Genomic DNA, 17862 nt, shown 5'->3' with positions numbered 1-17862 from the left:
CGAACTCTCCCGAAATTCCCTGCGCACTGGTCCCCTCAAGGCCAGAGCACCCTACCCGTGACACAAGCACACCCACGCAACAGGCATAGTAGGGGGCGGGTCTGACACCAGAGGTATCAGAGGCAATCGGGGGCAGGGACCGTATCTCCACAGGTCCTCCACGGCTCCGCACGGGGAGAGAGCGGACACAGATGGCATCACGGCGCGACGAACTCAACGCCTACACCTTCGCGAAGCGCCGCACGCTCGCGTCCTTCCTGCAGCCGTCCCCGACGGGCTCGGAAGAGGGAGCGCCGAAACCGCTGGGCGCACTGGTCCCCGGAGTCGTCGTCGGCGTGGTGATCCTCGCGGTGTTCGGCGGGATCGGCATGTTCAAGCCGACAGCGCCCCAGGGCTGGGCCGACGTCGAGTCGCACGTCATCGTCGCGAGCAAGTCGACCACCCGGTACGTGGTGCTGACCACAGGCAAGAACAAGCAGAAGCAGCTGCACCCGGTCCTCAACATGGCCTCCGCGAAACTCCTCCTGGATCCGAACAAGTCCAGCGTCATCACCGTCGACGAGAACGTCCTCGACAACGGCAAGCTCCCGCACGGCGCCACCATCGGCATCCCCTACGCCCCTGACCGACTCCCCTCCTCCGGCGAGGCCGAGACGGCCAAGCGCTGGGCCGTGTGCGAGCGCCCCAGCGCCGGCGGACGCGCCATCCAGAAGGCGACGTTCGTCCTCGCGAAGAAGGAGTGGCCGAAGACGGAGGGCACCGGCAGGCTCTCCGGCGGTGACCTCATGTACGTCGTCGCCCCGGACGGCAGGACCCAGTACGTGGTCGACGCCCACGGCACCGCCTACGAGTTCGCCGACCCCTCGGACAACGAACTGCTCAAGGCCCTCGACACCCAGGGCCGCGCCCCGCAACGCGTCTCCCAGGAATGGCTCGACACCCTCCACAAGGGCGACGAGATCTCCATCCCGAAGATCACCGGCGGCACCCCGGGCACGAAGGCCGACGCCTCCGCCCTCCTGGAGGACTACGACAAGGTCGGCGAGGTCATCAAGGCCTACGCCGGCCAGGTCATGCAGTACTACGTGGTGCTGCCCGGCAAGGTGGCCCGTATCTCCGAGTTCACCGCCACGCTCCTGCTCAACAGCGGTGACCTCGTCGGCGTCGGACAGGCGGGCGAGGCCCAGCAGGTCAGCCCCGGCGCGGTCGCCGACAGCACCACCTTCGACGCCGACAAGAACTGGCCGACGTACAAGCCGAAGACGGTCAACGACGGCACCAGCGCCACCAGCGGTCCCAACACCGTCTGCAACGTGCTGCGTTCGGTCGGCGCGGACAACAAGACCACGCTCTCCACCTGGGTCGGCACCGACTACCCGGCGCAGTTGCCCACCGGCTCCTCCAGCGCCTACGTCACCGCCGGTTCCGGCCAGCTCTTCCGCCAGGTCAAGGGCACCGAGGCGAAGGCGGGCCCGGTCTTCCTGGTCACCGACACCGGCCTGCGCTACGCCCTGCAGTCCAACAGCGACAGCGCCACCGACGACAGCGGCATCGGCACCACCGCCGCGCAGCGCAAACAGGAACTGAGCGAGGCCGAGATCGCGCAGACCCGCCTCGGCTACGAGAAGGTCACCCCCACCCCCGTCCCCGCCGAGTGGTCGACATTCCTGCCGATGGGCCCCCGCCTGTCGGAGGCGGCGGCACGGCAGCCGCAGGGTTCGTAGGCGCGACGGGGGAAGGGATCGGAAGGTTCAACTCATGCTGATCGCGCGGATGTTGAGGGTCACGGTGACGGCCTCGATGGTGGCCGTACCCCTGTCGATGTCGCCCTTGCTGGTGACTCCGGTGCGGGCGGACGACGGCCAGTGCACGTTCCCGTCGAAGGACTACACGGGCCGCCCGTGGGCCCTGCAGCGCGTCAATCTCGACGAGTTGTGGGCGGAGTCCACCGGCAAGGGTGTCAAGGTGGCCGTGATCGACACGGGTGTCGACGTAAAGAACAAGCAACTGAAGTCGGCGGTCGACGCGTCCAAGGGCGAGAACCTGTTGCCCCCCAAGAACTCCAAGGGCGAGACGATCGACCGCGGCAACAGCCAGGGCACCACCGACACGGTCGGCCACGGCACGCGAGTGGCCGGCATCATCGCGGCCCGCCCCGCCAAGGGCACCGGCTTCGTGGGCCTGGCCCCCGACGCGACGATCATCCCGATCAAACAGAACGACGCGGAGGGCGACGGCACGGCCGCGACCCTCGCGACGGCGATCCGCGACGCGGTGGCCAAGGGCGCGGGCGTCATCAACATCTCCCAGGACACGGCGAACGCCGTGGCGCCCGACGACCGCCTCCGGCAGGCCGTGGACGACGCCCTCGGCAAGGGCGTCGTGGTCGTCGCCTCGGCCGGCAACGACGGCCTCGGCGGCAACGTCAAGGTCACCTACCCGGCCTCCTACGAAGGCGTCCTCGCCGTCGCGGCCTCCGACCGCAACAACGAACGCGCCTCCTTCTCCCAGTCCGGCGAGTTCGTCGGCGTGGCCGCGCCCGGCGTCGACATGATCTCCACGGTGCCCGGCGGCGGCCACTGCTCCGACAACGGTACGAGCTTCTCGGCGCCCTATGTCGCGGGCGTGGCAGCCCTGTTGAAGGCCAAGTACCCGCACTGGACGGCGCGGCAGATCGTCGCCCAGATCGAACAGACCGCGGAACGCTCGATCTCCGGCCACGACCGCCTCGTCGGCTGGGGCGTCGTCGACCCGGTCAAGGCCCTCACGGACGTCGACCCCGAACACCCCGTCGAGTCCCCCGCCCCCGAGGGCGGAGTCTCCAAGGCCGAGGCCCCCTCGGTGACCCCCCTCCACTTCGGCGAGACAGCGGACGAACGGAACACCCGGCTGGGCACGTACGTGGTCGTGGGCGGGCTGCTGGCAGTGGCGGGGCTTGGGGGGACTGCGGTGGCGGTGCGGGATGCGCGTCGGCGGCGGGGGCGGGTTACGGGCGGGGCGGGTGGTTGACGGACGCGGAGAAGCGCGGTGCCCGCGGCGAGCCCCGACACCCGCTCAGGAGGTCCGCTTGCAGGGTCCCTGTTTCTTGACCGTCGCCGTGTAGTCGGAGATCAGGCTCTTCATGGCCGACTCGTTCGGCCGTGCCGGTTTCAAGACGTTGACGAGGGTGCTGATGTCTTCCTCCACGACACCGGCTCCACGGCACTTGAGCAGTGACACAGCGGCGTGGTCGGCGTACGCGATGGCGCTGCCCTCCGCGAACTTCGGCCGTGCGATGCGGAGTTGGTTGAACAGGATGTGCCGCGCCGAGTCACCGGCGTCGATGCGCTCCCTGCTCAACGTCAACACCATGACGTCGTCGACCTTGACCGTGCACAGCAGCACGTCGTCGGTCGAGCCCTCCGCCTCAGTGGTGAGCTTCTTGCCGGAAGCGGGCAGGAGCCGAGAGAGCGCGTCGACCGGCACGGACACCCCGCACAGGGCTTTGGGAACCGTGAACTCCCGACTCGGCTTGTCTGTCGAGCAGCCGGTCGCGGCGACAGCGGCGACGACGATGGAGACACCCCGCAGGATGTATGTCTTGTGCCTCACTTCGCGTCACTCTCCGAGTTCCACAGAGCACCGTCCGAGTGACTGACGCCTGCGGCCGTGCGAACGGCACGCCTCAGATCGTCGGCCTTTGATGCTCTGGTCAGCTTGCGGCGGGGGACGGTGTGGTGTCGGCCTCGATGCCGAAGTTGATGTTGTCTCCGTCGACGGAGGACACCGTGACGGTGACGCCCAAGGTGCTGCCGTCGCTCGCTGTGAGCTTGCACCGGGTGGTCGTGCCGACCTTTCCGGTGAGGTCCTCCGGGCAGGTGATGTCCGGCTTCGGCTGGCCCGTTGTTGCGGCGAGCTTCTCGGAGACCGTGGTGGCCAGTTTGTCCGCGGACAGTTTCGGCGTGGACTTCCCGGTGCTGACCGATGCGGAGCAGCCGACGAGCAGTGTGCCGACGGCCACGGCCAAGAGGATCGATGCTGCTGCGGACAACCGAGTTGCGGGCATGGTGGACTCCGTAGTGGGGGATTGTGGCAGGGGAGTCACGAAGCATACTTGGCAGTTGCGTTGGATCCGCCGGAGGAGCCGTCCGGCCTGAGTCGAAGCCGTCGACGCTTCCGCAACCGGGCTCCCTGGGCACGCTCTCTCGTTGTTCTCAAGTGACAGTGAGTCCTGGGCAAACTGTGCAAACAATGCCGTTTCCGTGACTCGAACGCGATTCGAGTTGCACTTGCATCGCGATGGTGAATGTCTGATGGAGGTCATTGGGGTGCTGAGGGATGGGGCGGGATGTCGAGGGTGATCTTGGTGGTAACGTGCTTGCGCTCAGCGTGAGTTGCGTGTGTGAACAGGTGTAACAGGAAGAAGGGGGATCCGCTGTGGCTGGCGATCTCGGAGTGGGGCCAGGGGTCCTCAAAAAGGGCGGGGCGGATATTCTGGAGTGCCTTGACCCGGTCAAGAAGGTGGATCTGAGTGACCCCGCCGGGCTGGCCACCGCCATCGGTGACGACGACACCGCCGCAGCATTGGTGACGTTCTGCGCCACGTGGGAGTCGGGAGCCGAGTTCCTCGCCGACTGTGCCGCGACCTTGGCGGCAGGGCTGAACAAGGCCAATGGCGATTACGAGGACACGGACGAGGCCATCCGCGACGCGGTGCACTCCGTAAAGACGGCACTGAAGTAGACACCCACGTCCAGGGGTAAGAAACGGGGAATCCGCAAACATGGCAGCTTCACTCAGGTCGACGAGTGACCCGAAGGAACTCATCCCGGGAGACACCGGCAAGCTCGGTGACCTGGAGACCGCGCTCACCAAATGGTCGACCAAGTTCGAGGGAATCGGCGACGGTCTGCGCGACCTGCGCGTCAAAGGCTGGGTGGGCAAGGCCAGCGACGCCTTCTGGCCCACCTTGGGCAAGGAGAAGACCAACTGGTACTTCGCCGGCGACGCGATGTCCGGTGCCGCCAAGGCAGTTCACTCGTACGCCTCCACACTGCACTGGGCACAGGGCCAGGCCGCGATCGCGGTCGACAAATGGAAGACCGGGGACCACGAGGGCGCGGAGCATGTTCTGAGCGCCGCGCGCACACAGCTCAAGCCCGAGGCCGAGAAGCTGGCCAAGAATCTCAACGACCTTGCGGGGAGCGCCTCCGACAGCCCGGACTGGCTTGTGGCGATCAGGAGTGGGCTGGATGCGAAGAAGTGGGCTGAGGACCACGGAGTCGGCAAGAGCGCCATCGCGCCGGAGGCATGGGCCAAGGAGAAGCAGCAGTGGTTCGGCACCGAAGAGAACCCGCGCCACCGGGAAAAGGCCTGGGGCAAGGACGACGAAGGCAATTGGTTCTTCCGGGACAAGCCGGCGGAGTCGGAGGACGACGCCGACACGACCCCCGGCAAGAAGGTCGAATGGAGCATCAAGCTCGCTGAGTGGTCGGGGGACGCCAGCGCGTGGTCGGCCGATGCCTCCAAAGAGGGGAAGGTGGCCGGTGTCGACCTCAAGGGCGCGCTGGGCGTTTCACTGCTGGGCGTGGACGGCTCCGTCGGCGCGAGCGTTGCGAACGGGCAGTTCCAGGCCGGTGCTTCGGGGACCGCGTATCTTGGTCAGGCCTCCGCGACCGGCAGCGCGCAGTACGGCATCCTCGGAGCGCAGGGCGAGGCGAAAGCCTTCGCGGGTGCCGATGCCTCGGCGAAAGTCTCCGCAGGCAAGGACGGACTGCACGGCGGCGCGGAGGCGTTCGCCGGGGCCAAGGCCACAGGGTCCGTCTCCGCGGACGTCGCCGGTGTGGGCGCCGGTGTGAACGGCGAGGCCTGGGCGGGAGCGGGCGCTGAAGCCAAGGCCGATCTGGGCAGGACGGACGGCAAGTTCACCATCGGCGGAGAGGTCGGCCTGGGTCTGGGCCTCGGCGGCAAGGTCGGTTTCAGCGTCAACGTCGACGCCGGAAAGCTGGGCGACGCGCTCGGCGACGGTGCCGACGCCGTCGGCGACGCCTGGGACAGCACGGTCGGCAGCTGGTTCTAGCCCGAGTCGAAGTCCACGTTGAAGTTCACGTCGAAGTTCACTGAAGGTTGGGATCCACCATGGCGGCCACGTTGCCGGTCAAGATTTCCTTTTCACTGCCGGACGGGTGGCAGGCGGCGCCACCGGAGGAGGTGGGAACTCCGAACGTGGCCTTCGTCGCGCTCCATCCCGCCTCCATCGACGGCGGGTTCACCGCGAACATCACCATCTCCGGAGAGATGCGCAACGACAGCGCCACCATGTCGCAGATCGCCGACGAGGCGGTGCCGAGGCTGGAGCAGGCCGGGACGGTACGCGTCCTCAAGAAGGCCGAGATCGGTACACCGGACATTCCAGGCCTGACGGACTCTCCCGGAATCGTCCAGAACCTCGTCCTCTCCACCACCCTGCGGGGAGAGCCCGTCGAGCTGTGCCAGAGTCAGGTGTACCTCGGCATGGAGGACGTCAGGAATCCGGCGCAGCGCGCCGTGATCGAACTCGTCCTCACGGCGAAGCCGAATCAACTCGACGAGCTCATCGGTGACTACAAGGAATTCCTCAGGACGGTGCACCCGGCGGACGAGACGCCGGCCTAGGATTTTTCAGGCGGTTGCCCACACCTGCGCGGGAATTCGGTCGAGCACATCGCACAGGTAGTCCAGCCTCTCTTCGAGGTCCTGCGGGGACAGTGTGCCCGTGTACCACGTGAACAGTTCGTCATCGCGAAGCCGAAGCGGGGACTTCTGGGCGCGAGCGTCCGAGAGCAGGAGGGCCTGCAGGGGATCGCTGAGGATGCCATGAGCGAAATCCTCGCTGTCGGTGACAATCCGAAACTTCTCATCGAATTCCGGTACACCCAGGTGCATTCTGGGCCGACGGCCGAGCATCGCATCCAGTTTGCTAGGCCGACCGATCTGCAGGAAGGGCCCGGAACCGGGTGCCGAGACCAGGAAGATCGACTCGATCGTCAGTTTCTTGGACTCCCCGACGCCGCTGCTGCCCGACAGGGGATTGGAGTAGCGGTACTCGAAACACTTGAACGAACGGCCGCGGAACTCCCCGGTGATGTAGTGCCAGGCGCTCAGGTTCGAACCGCTGCCGGGCATGGGACCCACACCGCAGTACTCGGTGGCCCGCCCTCGCGCACGTTGTTCGTACGTCCAGCCGCGCTCCGCGGCGACCCGCGAGAGGTCCGCCCACCCCTGCCTGATCCGCTTGTCCTCCTTGCCGCTGCGCACGAACGCCCTGATGACGAGGGCGAACATCCCCACCACGAAAGCGAAGAGGAACACCTTCAGCAGAATCCCTACGACCGTCTCCATGCCCCAGATTATTGCGGACGCCTTGTGGGGCCGGGAGTTGCCCCCTGACACTCCAAGGTCAACCCAACGTGCCGCTGGGCACATTGGCCGGCAGACCGGACTCCGACGAACAGCCCAAGGCCCTGGCCATGCTGCGGGCGGCGGAGTTCAGGATGGTCATCCGGGCCTTGCTCGTGTCGCTTACCGCGAGTTGGTCGGATGCGGTGTACATCCGAGCCGTGACGTATTTCGGTGCGTTCTTCTGTTTGGCGGGACAGGAGAAGTAGAGCGACGCGGAGTCCCGTTTGCCGGTGTCGGCGTAGAGCCCTATCGGGTAGAAGGTGTGGTAGGAGCGTTCATAGCGCGACAGGTTGCTCTTATTGGTGTAATACGAGGTCCTCCTGAAGGTGATATCCAGGAGTGGGTACCCGCTGTCGTCCGATGCCCGGTAGCCAGTGCACTTCGTGCGCTGGCTGAGCGTCGTCCCCAGGTGAGCCGTCGCACGCGCGAGTGAGAACTTGTTCGGTTCGCCGAAGTCGTTCTTCCCGGGCAGTTCGTCGTACGTGGAGACTCCCGATATGCGATCGAGGGAGGCGGCAGCTTTTGCGTCGAGCGAAGAGTCACAGACTCGGCCGGCGGCTACTCCGGCGGGGCTCTTATTACCGCTCGACGAGCAACCGGCCAAGCCCGACAGGATGGTTGTGGCCAACAGGATGACCGCACCTGTCCGCACGGAAGGAAGCCGCTCGCGATTTCTGGAGATTTCGTCCTCCGCCATGATTCAGTCCTCGTAGACGGCTCGACCACGTTGGCCGTCCCGGTTTCGAACACTTCGTCGGCCTATGCCGCTGCTGTGCCGTGCGCCAACATCTCGGTCCCTGTCGAAGCAACGGACGAGCACGACAACTTCTCGAGCGGCACGCGCTTCAAGACTGGAGCGCCTGCGGACGTGGACGTCACGTGGGTTTCACCGGGGAGTCCCCGAATTTCCGCTGGGCGTCGATGCCGGAAGCTCGGAGCGGAGCGCCGCCTGCGAAGCACAGTCGAGCTGCTTGGCCATGGCTCCTGAGAGGGAGTTGAGCACTGTCATCAAGTCTCGGCCTGTTGCCTTTGTGGAAATCTGGCCCGGCGCACTGGTGAGACTTGCCCTGATGTAAGGAGTGGTGCTGCTTGCTTTCGATGGATCCTGGGTAGGGCATTTGAAGTAGAGCAGGGCGCTGCTGGAGCCGTCGGTCTGAGCGTAGGAGCCGATGGAGTAGAAGGTTTTCTCGGAGTCCCCACCCGACTCAGAAGTCTCCGTTTTCGGAATGTACTTGGACGCCGAGAAATCAATGTCGATCAGTGGGTGACCGCTCTTGTCCCCAGCCTTGAACACGACGCATTGATTGCGCTGTGTTTGGTCCTTGTGGACCGTGCTCGCGGCGTTTTTCAGAGAGAACTTGCTCGGCTTCCCGGACTCGTTGCTACCGGGCAGTTCTGTGAACTTCGTTGTGTCACCTATGCGTTGCAGAGCTTTGGCTGCCGACGTGTCGAAAGTGGAAGCGCAGACCTGGGAAGCGGTCAGGTCGGCCTCATCGGTACTTTTGCCCTCCCCGCTACAGGCGGAGATTCCGAAGACCAGCACAATGGCGCCCAGCACTGAACGCGGTACGGTGCGTGCGCTCATCCTGTCTTGCATCGGTTCGCGTGTCTGTCGTCGCACAGGTCAGTCCTTGTATGGAGCTCGGCCACGGTATTCGTTCTCGGCTGATCCGGTCCCGTAGTATGCGTTGTTGATGTCCTGGTCCCAGTTCTGGCCGTCGGCTATACCCCTGGCCTTGGGATTGTCGTCGACGTACGATTCGTACGCGCTCCCCAGTTCGTTGATGCCCTTTGTGTAGAATTCGCTGCTTGTCATCTGAGACCGTTCCGAAGGGTCCTGTTCGGCATCGTCCACCCCCTTGTCGATTTGCTGGCCGATGAAGGTGTTGATCGCTTCGCCGACGGTGTCGGCGGCGATGGGTGCGATGACCACGGCCGCAGCGGTTGTCCCGGGGAGCGGGATGGCGCCGATACCGACCCCGACAGTGGTCCCGACCCCCAGTTTGATCCAGTCGGAAGACCGTCCCAGAGACTTGTTGGCCTCGGTGGAGGCCTCTCCGTAGTCCGTCGAGGCCTGCTCCACACGGGAGTTGTCGAGGATGCCCCGGGCCTGAGCCCCTGCCATCAGCGCGTCATGAGCGTGACCGATGTTGGCGTCAGTTGTCGGCGGATACTTGTCGAGAGCGCTGAGTGTGTAAAGGTGCTGTGCTGCGGTGACCGCACGGTGCGAGTTCTCGTCCTGGCCGAGCACACTCAGGAAATTGATCGCGCCGCCGTTGGTGAAATTCGCGCGGCCTTGGTAGGCGCCGGGGAAGGAGCCCTTGTCCAGCTGGTGCTCCCCGACGCCGGACAAGTTGTAGTCGATGTCGTCGATGTAGGCACCGGCCATCTTGCCCAGGCTGTCCGCCAACTCCGGTTGACCATGCAGCAGCTTGGGACCGTCCTCGCCGCCGTAGAGGTACGCGACCTCCTCCATCACGGCTGCGGTCGCGGGAGTGCGGTGATCACCGCCGGCCTTGATGTCCTCGGCGCTCGCGTCGAACGAGTACCCGGTCGTGGCGGCTTCCAGGGCGTGGCCGAGAGAGTCGCGTCCGGCAACGTATCCGTCCTTGCCCTCCAGCGTTACGTCGGAAGCCCAGACCCGTTCTTGGGTGAGGTACTTGAGGTGCTCGTTGACTTCCGAATTCTCGTTGACCACGTCCCTGTTGACGGTGTAGTCCGTGACGTCAGGCCGCGCGAAGAACTGCTCCGACGCTCCCGGATTGTGTCCCAAAGCCTCCAGGAAGCCCGTCACCGGATCGCGGCCGCGGTCGTTCTTGTAGCCCCAGTAGTTGAGGTCTCCCTGGTTGGCGTTGTTGACCCAGAGGCTGATGCCCTCGCCGTTGACCTGTTTGTCGTAGGCGAGGAGCTTGTCGCCGTAGTCGTTGAGGAACTGGTCGTCGTAGTCGCCGAAGCGCATGAGATTGCTCATGACGGCATAGCCGGTCGGATTGCTCGCGTCGTCGATGCCGAGCTGGTCCGGGCCGAGCTTGGTCATCTGGCTCTCCCAGCTCTGCATCTTGTCGCTGTCGGAGAGCGTGGCCCGGCCGATGGTGATGCCGAGGTTCTTCTGGAGCTGCTTGGCCTGCTCGCCGCGTGCGGGGTCGTAGCCGCCTTGGTACGGGTCGGCGATGCCGGCATAGAAGGTGAGGAGCTTCTTTGGGCCCACCTGCTCGGCGAACTCCTCGGCGAAAAGAGGGTCGTTCTTGTATTTGGCCAGGGTGGCGTTGAGGCTCGCGAGTTCCGTGTTCGTCACGTCGTGCGGGTTCTTGGCGAGGATCTTGGCCATCGCGTCAGCGTCGGCGATGGCCTTGGCCGCGGCGTCCCGGTTCTCGTAACTGGCGTCGGAGAAGCCGTACTTGGCCTGGTCGACGATGAGGCGCAGTGCCTTGGCCGCGGTGGAGTCGCTCTCGGTGGCCTTGGTGAGGATGCGCTGGATCTCGTCACGCAAGGCGTCGACTTCCTGCTGGTCCACGGCGTCGGACCGGCCGCTGGGATCGGAAGCCCAGTCGGGGCGGGTGGTCCGGGTGACGACGAAAGTGCCTTGACCGGTGTCCAGTACGGTCAGGTTCTTCTTCTGGCCGCCCGCGATGGCCTCGTTCACCTGGTCGCGGTAGCCGACGAGTTCGCCTCGAGTGTCACTGAGGATGTTGGCGACGGTGTCCGCCTGGGTGTGGGCGTCCGCGAACTCGCCTGCCGTCTTGTCGATGAACTCACGGGTGACAGTGGCGTTGAGGCCGGCCCAATCCGCCTTGTCGGCTTTGCCCTTGAGGTTCTTGTCGGCGTCGGTGGCGAGCGTCTTGAGCTTCTTCGCCATGTTTTGCCAGTCGGTGATCGCCTCGTCGAGCTGGTGGAAGTTGCCGTAGCGGAGCGCGTCGAGATCCATCGGGTTCAGCTGCCCTTCCGCTCGTCGAAGCCCTTGTCGAGCGTGGCGATGCTGCTGAGTGTGCCCGCGATGTACGCCTCGTCGCCCGCGTGCGCGCCCTTGGTGTAGTCGAGGTGGTTGGAGATGTGGGCCGTAGCGTCGAGGAGCGACTGGACCTGGTCCACCCAGTGCTCGGCGACGTGGTCCAGCGCCGAACCGATCTCGTAACCCTCGCTCTTGAGGCCGTCGCCGGCCTTGATGGAACTCATACGGGCGAGGTCGCTGTCGTGTTGGAAGGCTTGGTGCAACTCGTACGCGGCGTCGCCGACGGCGGCGAGGTCGTTCTGGCTGACACGCAGGTCACCTTGCGGATTGCCGCCGGGATCGGCGGGGATCGAGTTGAGTTGCATGTGCGTGGAGCTCTGTTGGCGCGCCAGCGCGTCACCTTTGAGCTGCTCCCATTCGTCCCAGCCCACCTTTGGTCACCTTCCCCCGTGCTCTGCCTCCGGCGCACCGGGCGGCAGGCGATGCTGTCTCCTGTTCACGATGTGGTCAAGTTAGCAACCCGTGCCGAGGAAAATTAGAGTCGTGTCCGATCTGCGCGGATTGTCGATCGTGAAGGTTCGAGCGGGTGCTGAGCCCGTGGTTGGTCGACGGGTGGTGGCCGCATCCGCGCTTGCTCGCCGGAAGGCTGCGGCGGCCGAAACCCGGCGTTGCCGGCGTGTGACTCGACCGGGCGCCCCCTATCGACACCGATGCGCCCCGAGTGGCGCGTGGGAGCCGTTGTGATCCAGGCGACCGGTCGCGTGTGGGAATTCCATGAAGATCGCAACGAGAGCCCGGTCGGCGGCATCAGACGTGGTCGTGCAGGCTCGGACCTCCGACGGGTCGCCGGTACTGCGGACGCGTGATCCATAAGTCGTAAAGTGACAAAACCGGCAGACTGTGGCGTCTGGTCCGGCCCCGTAACTGAGTTAACACACATGCCGGTTGGCCCCGATGTACAGGTTGACTAGAGTGGTAAACGCGTTGTCAGGAGTGGCTCGCTTTGCGATCGTAGGGTGAGCGGTTGATCGTCCTCGGTTCGACTGCGGCCGATGGATGTACGGGGAAACGGGGAGGAACGTCGTGCTTCCGGCAGACATGGTGGGGGGCGTGTCGGCTACCAGGGCGAAGGACCTGGAGGTCAGCGGAGATGTGCTGTCAGTCTTCGTGAACAGGGTGGACAAGGTTCTGCGTGATCTTGAGGGGTCGGCGGGAAATCCGTCGCGGGTGGGTGCCCAGACGATCAATCTCACGTCGCTCCACAGCGGGGGGCGAGGTGCCTTCCATGAGGCAGACGGCTTGTATGACCAGTACCACGCGGTTCACGACAAGCTCACCTCCCTCTCCAAGAGCCTGCATCTGCAGATCGAGGCGATCGGCATCGCGGTGCAGGGTGCGATGCACGGCTTCGACAACCTGGAAGAGGATCAGCGTCGGCGGTTCTGGGTGATCCAGTCGGAGATCGAGGATGTCCAGGCTGCGGAGAGCCCCACAGGCGCCAAGCGCGACGGCGACGGCACCAAGTTGAAGGGGTGACGATGTCCGACAAGCATCACCAGGCAGACCTTGACCGGGTATCCGATCTGAATCACGTCACCGACTTCGCTCGAGACGTCGAGGAACGGCCGCGCGGGGGCGGGCTGTTCAGCAGCATCATGCGCTCTGCGGTCGACGCCACCTCGTATGGGCAAGCCATGCACGGCCGTACGAGCTTCGAGCACTACGACCTCAACGAGATGGTGGACCTAGTCAAGCAGACGAACCCGGAAGACCTTGAGTCCTCTGGCAAGGCTCTGTGGGATGCGCGTGACGCCATCAAGGCGGCGGCCGAGGAACTCAGTGGCCACATCAGCACGGTCCAGTGGTCGGGAGAGTCGGGCGAGGCCTTCCGTGACTGGGGCGGTGAACTCGTCCTCAATACGCATGCGCTGAGTGTTTTCGCCGGAGGCGCGGGCGATCAGATCACTGCTGCTGCCGTGGGTCTGGCCTCTGTACGCAGTGCCATGCCCGCTCCCGACACCCAAGCGGCCCGGAAGCGCCCGGAGAAGTTCACGGAGACTGAAAAAGCCGCGAACAAAGGCGCGTACGCGGTTGCTGTACGCGTGGAGAAGGATCGCCAAGAGGCGATCAACCAGATGAATCGGTTGTCGTCGTACTACGCCGTCTCCAGAGACCAGCTGGTGGAGCTGAACAAGACGGCTCCTGAGTTCAAGACCATGCCCAATGTGGGAGTCCCGAAGCCCAAGCGCTCCGAGGTTGTTGCCCCTGGAAAATCTGCCCCAGGCAGTACAGGAACCACGGCTGTTGCGGGTCACCACACGACAGTGAAACCGGCGGGCAATTCCGGCGTGCGCGACACAAGCGGCACACCGACAGCTCCGAAGCATGTCGTCGAGCACGTCACACACCCCGATGTTCCTGTCGGTACGAACATCGACAGTGTCCGTACGCTGCCGCCGTCCACGGTTGTGCCCACGACCAGTCACAACGCGCCCGCCATGGGCACTCCTACGGCAGGCGGTGGCCCGAACAACGCTTTCGAGACCGGCTTCGGGACCCCGATTCCCAGCGGCCTCCAGGGAAGGGGCGCAGATGGCTCTCGGTATCCCGCATCTGCACAGGGGCGAGCTGGTACGCCCGGTGTGAGCAACTCAAGCACTGGGCGCTCCAACGGCCGAGGTCCCACGAGCCAGATGGGCCGTGCCACGGAGACCGGTCGATCGCTGGGTAAGGGGCCTGTCTCGGGAGCGAAGCCGTCCGCGATGGGTCGCGGCGGTGTCACCGGCGGTACGCCGCGGGCAGGTGGCACTGCAGCACCACGTGTCAACGGTGCGCCGAGCACCGGCGCAGGCCGCGCAAACGGCGTGGTAGGCGGACGACCTGCGAACGAAGCCCGCAATTCGGCAAAGGGTGGTTCGAGGATTCCTCGCGGCACGGTCGTTGGCGCTGAGGAAACAGCCAACTCACGACCTGCGACTGGCCGACCGGGGCAGCGCGGCGTATTTGGAGCGCCCGATCCTGCTACTGGGCCCCGCTCGAACCGGGCGACGACCGCACGCACTGGAGCGGGCGCGTCCGAGACCGTCACGGGCAGGCCAACCGCACGCAACTCCGTGGCCGGGGCCGAACGCAACGGCATGACGCGTGGCGGCACAGGCCTCGTACGCGGGCCTGGCAACCAAAGCAAGCCTGATGACAGGAGAGACGCGGAGCGGGCAGCGCGTCCTGACTACCTGGTCGAAGACGAAGAGACACACCTGCCCGCCAAGCCGCGGTGCGACGTGCCGCCGGCTGTCAACTGAGCACGAGCGAGGACAGACAACGTCATGAAGTCAGGGACCGGCCGACGAGCCGAGCGGGCCGCGCTCCTCAGGGCGCGCCATGGAAGGCGAGTGCGTGCCGTGAGTGCGGCCGTCGGTGCCCTGGCCGCTATCAGCGTGGGATTTGCCCCGAGCGCTGTCGCCTACGACGAGCAGTCGAAGCAGTGGTACCTGGACACGATGCAGGCCGAGCAGATGTGGAAGGTCAGCACGGGGAAGGGAGTCAAGGTTGCTGTCATCGATACGGGGGTGAACGCGAACACACCCTCGCTCAAGGGGCAGGTCCTGGACGCTGACGTTCCCATGGCTGTCGCCTACCGCGCCACGGTTGACTATGACGGGCATGGAACGTCCATGGCAGAGCTGATCGCGGGTACGGGAGCGGACGGGGGTTTGAAGGGACTGGCGCCGGGCGCGAAGATCGTCCCGTATCGCGTGCAGCTGGAGGGTCTCAAGAGCGGGGCGGAGAAGGATAAGACGCCCGAGCCTGCGGAGGCACTGCGGGCGGCTGCCGACACCGATGCAAAGATCATCAGCATGTCCTTCGGCGGCATGACCACCGAGGAGGACAAAGCGGCTATCAACTACGCCGCCTCCAAGGGGAAGCTATTGATCGCCGCTGTCGGTAACAACGCCGATGACGGGAAGACCAACTTCATCGACTACCCAGCTGGCTATCCCTATGTAATCGGTGTCGCGGCGGCCGACGAGACTTTGACGGTGTCGAAGTTCTCCTCATACGGAAACTATGTCGACCTTGCGGCGCCAGGTGCCGCGATCCCCGCGTGGTGCAACGCCACCTTCCGCGCCTACTGCGACAGCCAGGGTACGAGCCCGGCAGCCGCCCTCACCTCTGCTGCCGCCGCCCTGATCTGGTCCGCGCACCCCGACTGGACGGTGAACCAGGTCACCCGTTCCCTGATCGACACCGCGGGCCGTACTTGGGCGAAGGGCGACCCGAGCAAGTACGCGGGCTACGGATTCATCAGGCCCCGGGTGGTCCTTGAGAATCCCGACTACGATGCCGGCCCGGCGAACGTCGATCCCCTTGCGAAAGACAACGGTGGGGACCTGTTGGCAAAGTCGGCAACGACATCCTCATCCTCCCCGTCCAACTCAGCCACCTCCCAACCCCAGCAAAAGACCTCAACCGGCGGCACCTCAGCCGCAGGATCAAGCGCACAGTCGTCCAGCGACAGCAACACGCTCTGGATCGCACTCGGCGGCGCAGCCGCAGTCATCGTCATCGGCGGTGCCGGCGTAGCCGTAATGCGCGCACGGCGTGCCAGGTGACTGCGCTGTCCAGCCGGACCGCGCGTCAGTCGACGTACAGCGCGCGCCAGTCGACCGACAACGCGCGTCAGCCAACACACAACGCGCGTCGGTCGGTCGACGACGCGCATCAGTCAACACAAGAAGGGTGAGCTGACCATGTCCAACAAGCAGAAGCTCGAAGATGCCGCAGTAGTCGATATTCAGAAGCAGATGCTCGACAAGTACGACGGCATCGCCAAGCGCGTGCACGGGCTTCAGGGTGTGATCGACGGGCTTGAGGGTCAGTGGCACGGTATCGGGCGTGCCGCGTTCGACAAGAAGCAGTACGAGATCAACGAGTCGCTGCAGAAGATCGGCACCATTCTCGGTGACGTCATCGAGGCGATGACCGCGACGCGCAACATCAAGGACAGCAAGGAAGACGAGGTCCGCGCGGCGGTCAACAAGATCGACCTCCAGGACGGCGCCCCGACCGTGACCTCCCCGCTGAGCTCCTACTGAGTCACGACGCCCACTGCCCCATACGAACGAGACGAGGTACACACGCATGAGCCGTAACTCCGACGGCCTTTCCGTCACTTATGACGGGCTGGACTTCGCGGCCACCAAGATCGGCAACGAGGCGAAGCAGCTGGAGCAGGACCTCCAGGAGCTTCGCGCGCTGGTCGTGAAGAGCCAGCAGTACTGGGAGGGTGACGCCCAGGGCACCTTCAACGAGAAGCTGCACCGGTGGGACAAGGAAGCCAACGACATCCACACCGCGCTGACCGGCATCGGTCACGTCGTGTACACGTCGGGCGGTACCTACATGGAAGGCGACAAGAAGGCCGCCAGCTACTTCCAGTAGGACGAGGCACGCAGCAACAACAGCAACACAGGGTGGGCGCGCGCGGGAGGCGCCCACCCTGTTGCCGTACCGAGCTCCGGCGAGAGAAGGTGAACACGCGCCCACGCCGGAGGGAGGGGAGCGCGCCACACATGACGAGAGCTACGGCTAATTTGCGGCGGATCGGCCCCTACGCCGTCGTCACCCGGCTCGACAGCAACACCCCCGCCCCTCAACCCCCCGCCCCCGAACGCCGGTTCATCGCCCGCAGCCCCGACGGTGACCGCACCGTCCTGCTGAGCGCGCCCCTGCCGAAGGCCGACCCGGGGCGGTTCATGGCGGAGGCCGACACCTCGCGGTATCTGCTCGGGCCCTGGGTGCTGCCGGCCGTCGAACTCGCTGCCCCGGGCGGTGAAGCGTGGCACGCCCGGCCCTATGTGCCCGCGCTGCCGCTCCCCACAGCCCTCGCCGTGAACGGCGGTCCGCTGCCCGAGCGGACCGTGTGCGCGCTCGTCGTAGCGCTGGCCGAGACGCTCGCCGTGCTGCACGGGCAGGACCTGTCGCACGCCGGGGTGTGTCCGGCGGCCGTGCTGCTCGCCGCCGACGGGCCCCGGCTCGGCTGTTTCGGGGCCGTGCGGGCCGCCACGCCGGACGGTGTGCCGCGGTGGGGTGCGCCGGGGCTGGACGCCGGGAGTCTTCCGCCCGAGCAGGCGGCCGGTGGGCAGCCGCGTCCGCTGGGTGACGTATACGCGCTGGGTGCGACGCTCGCGTACGCTGCCACGGGCCATACGGCCCCGGAGCGGGGGGAGTTGCCGACCGGGCTGCGGTCGCTGGTGGCGCGGTGTCTGGCGCGTGATCCGGCCCATCGTCCTCAACTCTCTGACATTATCGGGGAGCTGGCGCCCGACTCCCGAACTGCCTTTCCCGCAGAGGGTGGTGGGCTCGGCGTCGGCTGGTTGCCCGCCCGGATCGTCGCGGCCGTCGCTCATCAGTCGGCCTCCGTGCTGGCCGCCGAGGTGCAGTTGTCCCAGTAGGCGCGGCCGGGAGCGAGTGTCGTATCGGCCGCGGTCCCC

18 protein-coding genes are annotated in these 17862 nt (G+C 65.7%); 11 read left to right on the top strand and 7 right to left on the bottom strand.

The window, feature by feature from the left end:
- Positions 1–191: 191 nt before the first annotated feature.
- Together eccB and mycP are read left to right on the top strand one after the other, a co-directional pair.
- The gene (eccB, locus tag OH768_RS14970) at positions 192–1724 is read left to right on the top strand and encodes a type VII secretion protein EccB (RefSeq protein ID WP_406453842.1); all 1533 of its coding nucleotides are present in this window, start codon (positions 192–194) and stop codon (positions 1722–1724) included.
- A gap of 34 nt (positions 1725–1758) precedes the next feature.
- Complete coding sequence (gene mycP, locus OH768_RS14965; RefSeq protein WP_406453840.1) at positions 1759–3009, top strand: type VII secretion-associated serine protease mycosin; 1251 nt, start codon at positions 1759–1761, stop codon at positions 3007–3009.
- Positions 3010–3054: 45 nt separating this feature from the next.
- Here the strand turns inward: mycP and OH768_RS14960 are convergent, their stop codons facing one another.
- Positions 3055–3591 carry a hypothetical protein gene (locus tag OH768_RS14960; RefSeq protein WP_406453838.1) on the bottom strand — a complete coding sequence of 179 codons (537 nt, stop codon included), beginning with the start codon at positions 3589–3591 and terminating at the stop codon, positions 3055–3057.
- A gap of 100 nt (positions 3592–3691) precedes the next feature.
- Positions 3692–4045, bottom strand: a complete 354-nt coding sequence (locus OH768_RS14955; protein WP_406453836.1) for a DUF4333 domain-containing protein — start codon at positions 4043–4045, stop codon at positions 3692–3694.
- A 371-nt stretch (positions 4046–4416) separates the two neighbouring features.
- Between OH768_RS14955 and OH768_RS14950 the strand changes: the two genes are divergently transcribed.
- The 3 genes from OH768_RS14950 (at position 4417) to OH768_RS14940 (ending at position 6633) form a co-directional block, all read left to right on the top strand.
- Positions 4417–4722: a hypothetical protein gene (locus OH768_RS14950; protein ID WP_406453834.1), complete on the top strand. Its 306-nt coding sequence runs from the start codon at positions 4417–4419 to the stop codon at positions 4720–4722.
- Positions 4723–4762: 40 nt separating this feature from the next.
- Positions 4763–6058: a putative T7SS-secreted protein gene (locus tag OH768_RS14945; protein WP_406453832.1), complete on the top strand. Its 1296-nt coding sequence runs from the start codon at positions 4763–4765 to the stop codon at positions 6056–6058.
- A 131-nt stretch (positions 6059–6189) separates the two neighbouring features.
- Complete coding sequence (locus OH768_RS14940) at positions 6190–6633, top strand: hypothetical protein (RefSeq protein ID WP_406453830.1); 444 nt, start codon at positions 6190–6192, stop codon at positions 6631–6633.
- 6 nt (positions 6634–6639) lie between these two features.
- Here the strand turns inward: OH768_RS14940 and OH768_RS14935 are convergent, their stop codons facing one another.
- From OH768_RS14935 to OH768_RS14915, 5 genes are all read right to left on the bottom strand, one after another.
- Positions 6640–7302, bottom strand: a complete 663-nt coding sequence (locus tag OH768_RS14935) for a hypothetical protein (RefSeq protein WP_406453828.1) — start codon at positions 7300–7302, stop codon at positions 6640–6642.
- Between the two features lie 115 nt (positions 7303–7417).
- Positions 7418–8116, bottom strand: a complete 699-nt coding sequence (locus OH768_RS14930; protein WP_406453826.1) for a hypothetical protein — start codon at positions 8114–8116, stop codon at positions 7418–7420.
- 189 nt (positions 8117–8305) lie between these two features.
- Positions 8306–9004, bottom strand: coding sequence for a hypothetical protein (locus OH768_RS14925; protein ID WP_406453824.1), 699 nt, complete (start codon positions 9002–9004; stop codon positions 8306–8308).
- Between the two features lie 39 nt (positions 9005–9043).
- Entirely contained in the window at positions 9044–11344 is a 2301-nt protein-coding gene (locus tag OH768_RS14920) for a hypothetical protein (protein WP_406453822.1), read from the bottom strand.
- A gap of 5 nt (positions 11345–11349) precedes the next feature.
- Positions 11350–11799, bottom strand: coding sequence for a hypothetical protein (locus OH768_RS14915; RefSeq protein WP_406453820.1), 450 nt, complete (start codon positions 11797–11799; stop codon positions 11350–11352).
- Positions 11800–12451: 652 nt separating this feature from the next.
- On the opposite strand from OH768_RS14915, the gene OH768_RS14910 reads away from it, so the two are divergent.
- The 6 genes from OH768_RS14910 (at position 12452) to OH768_RS14885 (ending at position 17823) form a co-directional block, all read left to right on the top strand.
- Complete coding sequence (locus OH768_RS14910; protein ID WP_406453818.1) at positions 12452–12904, top strand: hypothetical protein; 453 nt, start codon at positions 12452–12454, stop codon at positions 12902–12904.
- Positions 12905–12906: 2 nt separating this feature from the next.
- A complete protein-coding gene (locus OH768_RS14905; RefSeq protein WP_406453816.1) occupies positions 12907–14670 on the top strand; it encodes a hypothetical protein in 1764 nt (587 codons plus the stop codon).
- Positions 14671–14760: 90 nt separating this feature from the next.
- On the top strand, positions 14761–15981 hold the full coding sequence (locus tag OH768_RS14900) for a S8 family serine peptidase (RefSeq protein WP_406465273.1): 1221 nt from the start codon (positions 14761–14763) through the stop codon (positions 15979–15981).
- A gap of 138 nt (positions 15982–16119) precedes the next feature.
- On the top strand, positions 16120–16464 hold the full coding sequence (locus OH768_RS14895) for a WXG100 family type VII secretion target (protein WP_019075425.1): 345 nt from the start codon (positions 16120–16122) through the stop codon (positions 16462–16464).
- Between the two features lie 46 nt (positions 16465–16510).
- Positions 16511–16810, top strand: a complete 300-nt coding sequence (locus OH768_RS14890) for a WXG100 family type VII secretion target (RefSeq protein ID WP_019075424.1) — start codon at positions 16511–16513, stop codon at positions 16808–16810.
- Between the two features lie 131 nt (positions 16811–16941).
- Entirely contained in the window at positions 16942–17823 is an 882-nt protein-coding gene (locus OH768_RS14885; RefSeq protein WP_406453813.1) for a serine/threonine protein kinase, read from the top strand.
- The last annotated feature ends 39 nt before the right edge of the window (positions 17824–17862 follow it).

Origin of the sequence: Streptomyces sp. NBC_01622 (genome assembly GCF_045209635.1) — a bacterium.
Classification (GTDB): Bacteria; Actinomycetota; Actinomycetes; order Streptomycetales; family Streptomycetaceae; genus Streptomyces.
Note: the sequence above shows the minus strand (reverse complement) of the source record. Positions and strands in the feature narration are given on the sequence as shown.

Bases quoted from the DNA above. Each gene is read 5' to 3' on its own strand.
- OH768_RS14895 (WP_019075425.1), top strand. From the start codon at position 16,120: ATGTCCAACAAGCAGAAGCTCGAAGATGCCGCAGTAGTCGATATTCAG.
- mycP (WP_406453840.1), top strand. From the start codon at position 1,759: ATGCTGATCGCGCGGATGTTGAGGGTCACGGTGACGGCCTCGATGGTG.
- OH768_RS14920 (WP_406453822.1), bottom strand. From the start codon at position 11,344: ATGGATCTCGACGCGCTCCGCTACGGCAACTTCCACCAGCTCGACGAG.
- OH768_RS14955 (WP_406453836.1), bottom strand. From the start codon at position 4,045: ATGCCCGCAACTCGGTTGTCCGCAGCAGCATCGATCCTCTTGGCCGTG.
- OH768_RS14945 (WP_406453832.1), top strand. From the start codon at position 4,763: ATGGCAGCTTCACTCAGGTCGACGAGTGACCCGAAGGAACTCATCCCG.
- eccB (WP_406453842.1), top strand. From the start codon at position 192: ATGGCATCACGGCGCGACGAACTCAACGCCTACACCTTCGCGAAGCGC.
- OH768_RS14930 (WP_406453826.1), bottom strand. From the start codon at position 8,116: ATGGCGGAGGACGAAATCTCCAGAAATCGCGAGCGGCTTCCTTCCGTG.
- OH768_RS14935 (WP_406453828.1), bottom strand. From the start codon at position 7,302: ATGTTCGCCCTCGTCATCAGGGCGTTCGTGCGCAGCGGCAAGGAGGAC.
- OH768_RS14890 (WP_019075424.1), top strand. From the start codon at position 16,511: ATGAGCCGTAACTCCGACGGCCTTTCCGTCACTTATGACGGGCTGGAC.
- OH768_RS14925 (WP_406453824.1), bottom strand. From the start codon at position 9,004: ATGAGCGCACGCACCGTACCGCGTTCAGTGCTGGGCGCCATTGTGCTG.
- OH768_RS14885 (WP_406453813.1), top strand. From the start codon at position 16,942: ATGACGAGAGCTACGGCTAATTTGCGGCGGATCGGCCCCTACGCCGTC.
- OH768_RS14905 (WP_406453816.1), top strand. From the start codon at position 12,907: ATGTCCGACAAGCATCACCAGGCAGACCTTGACCGGGTATCCGATCTG.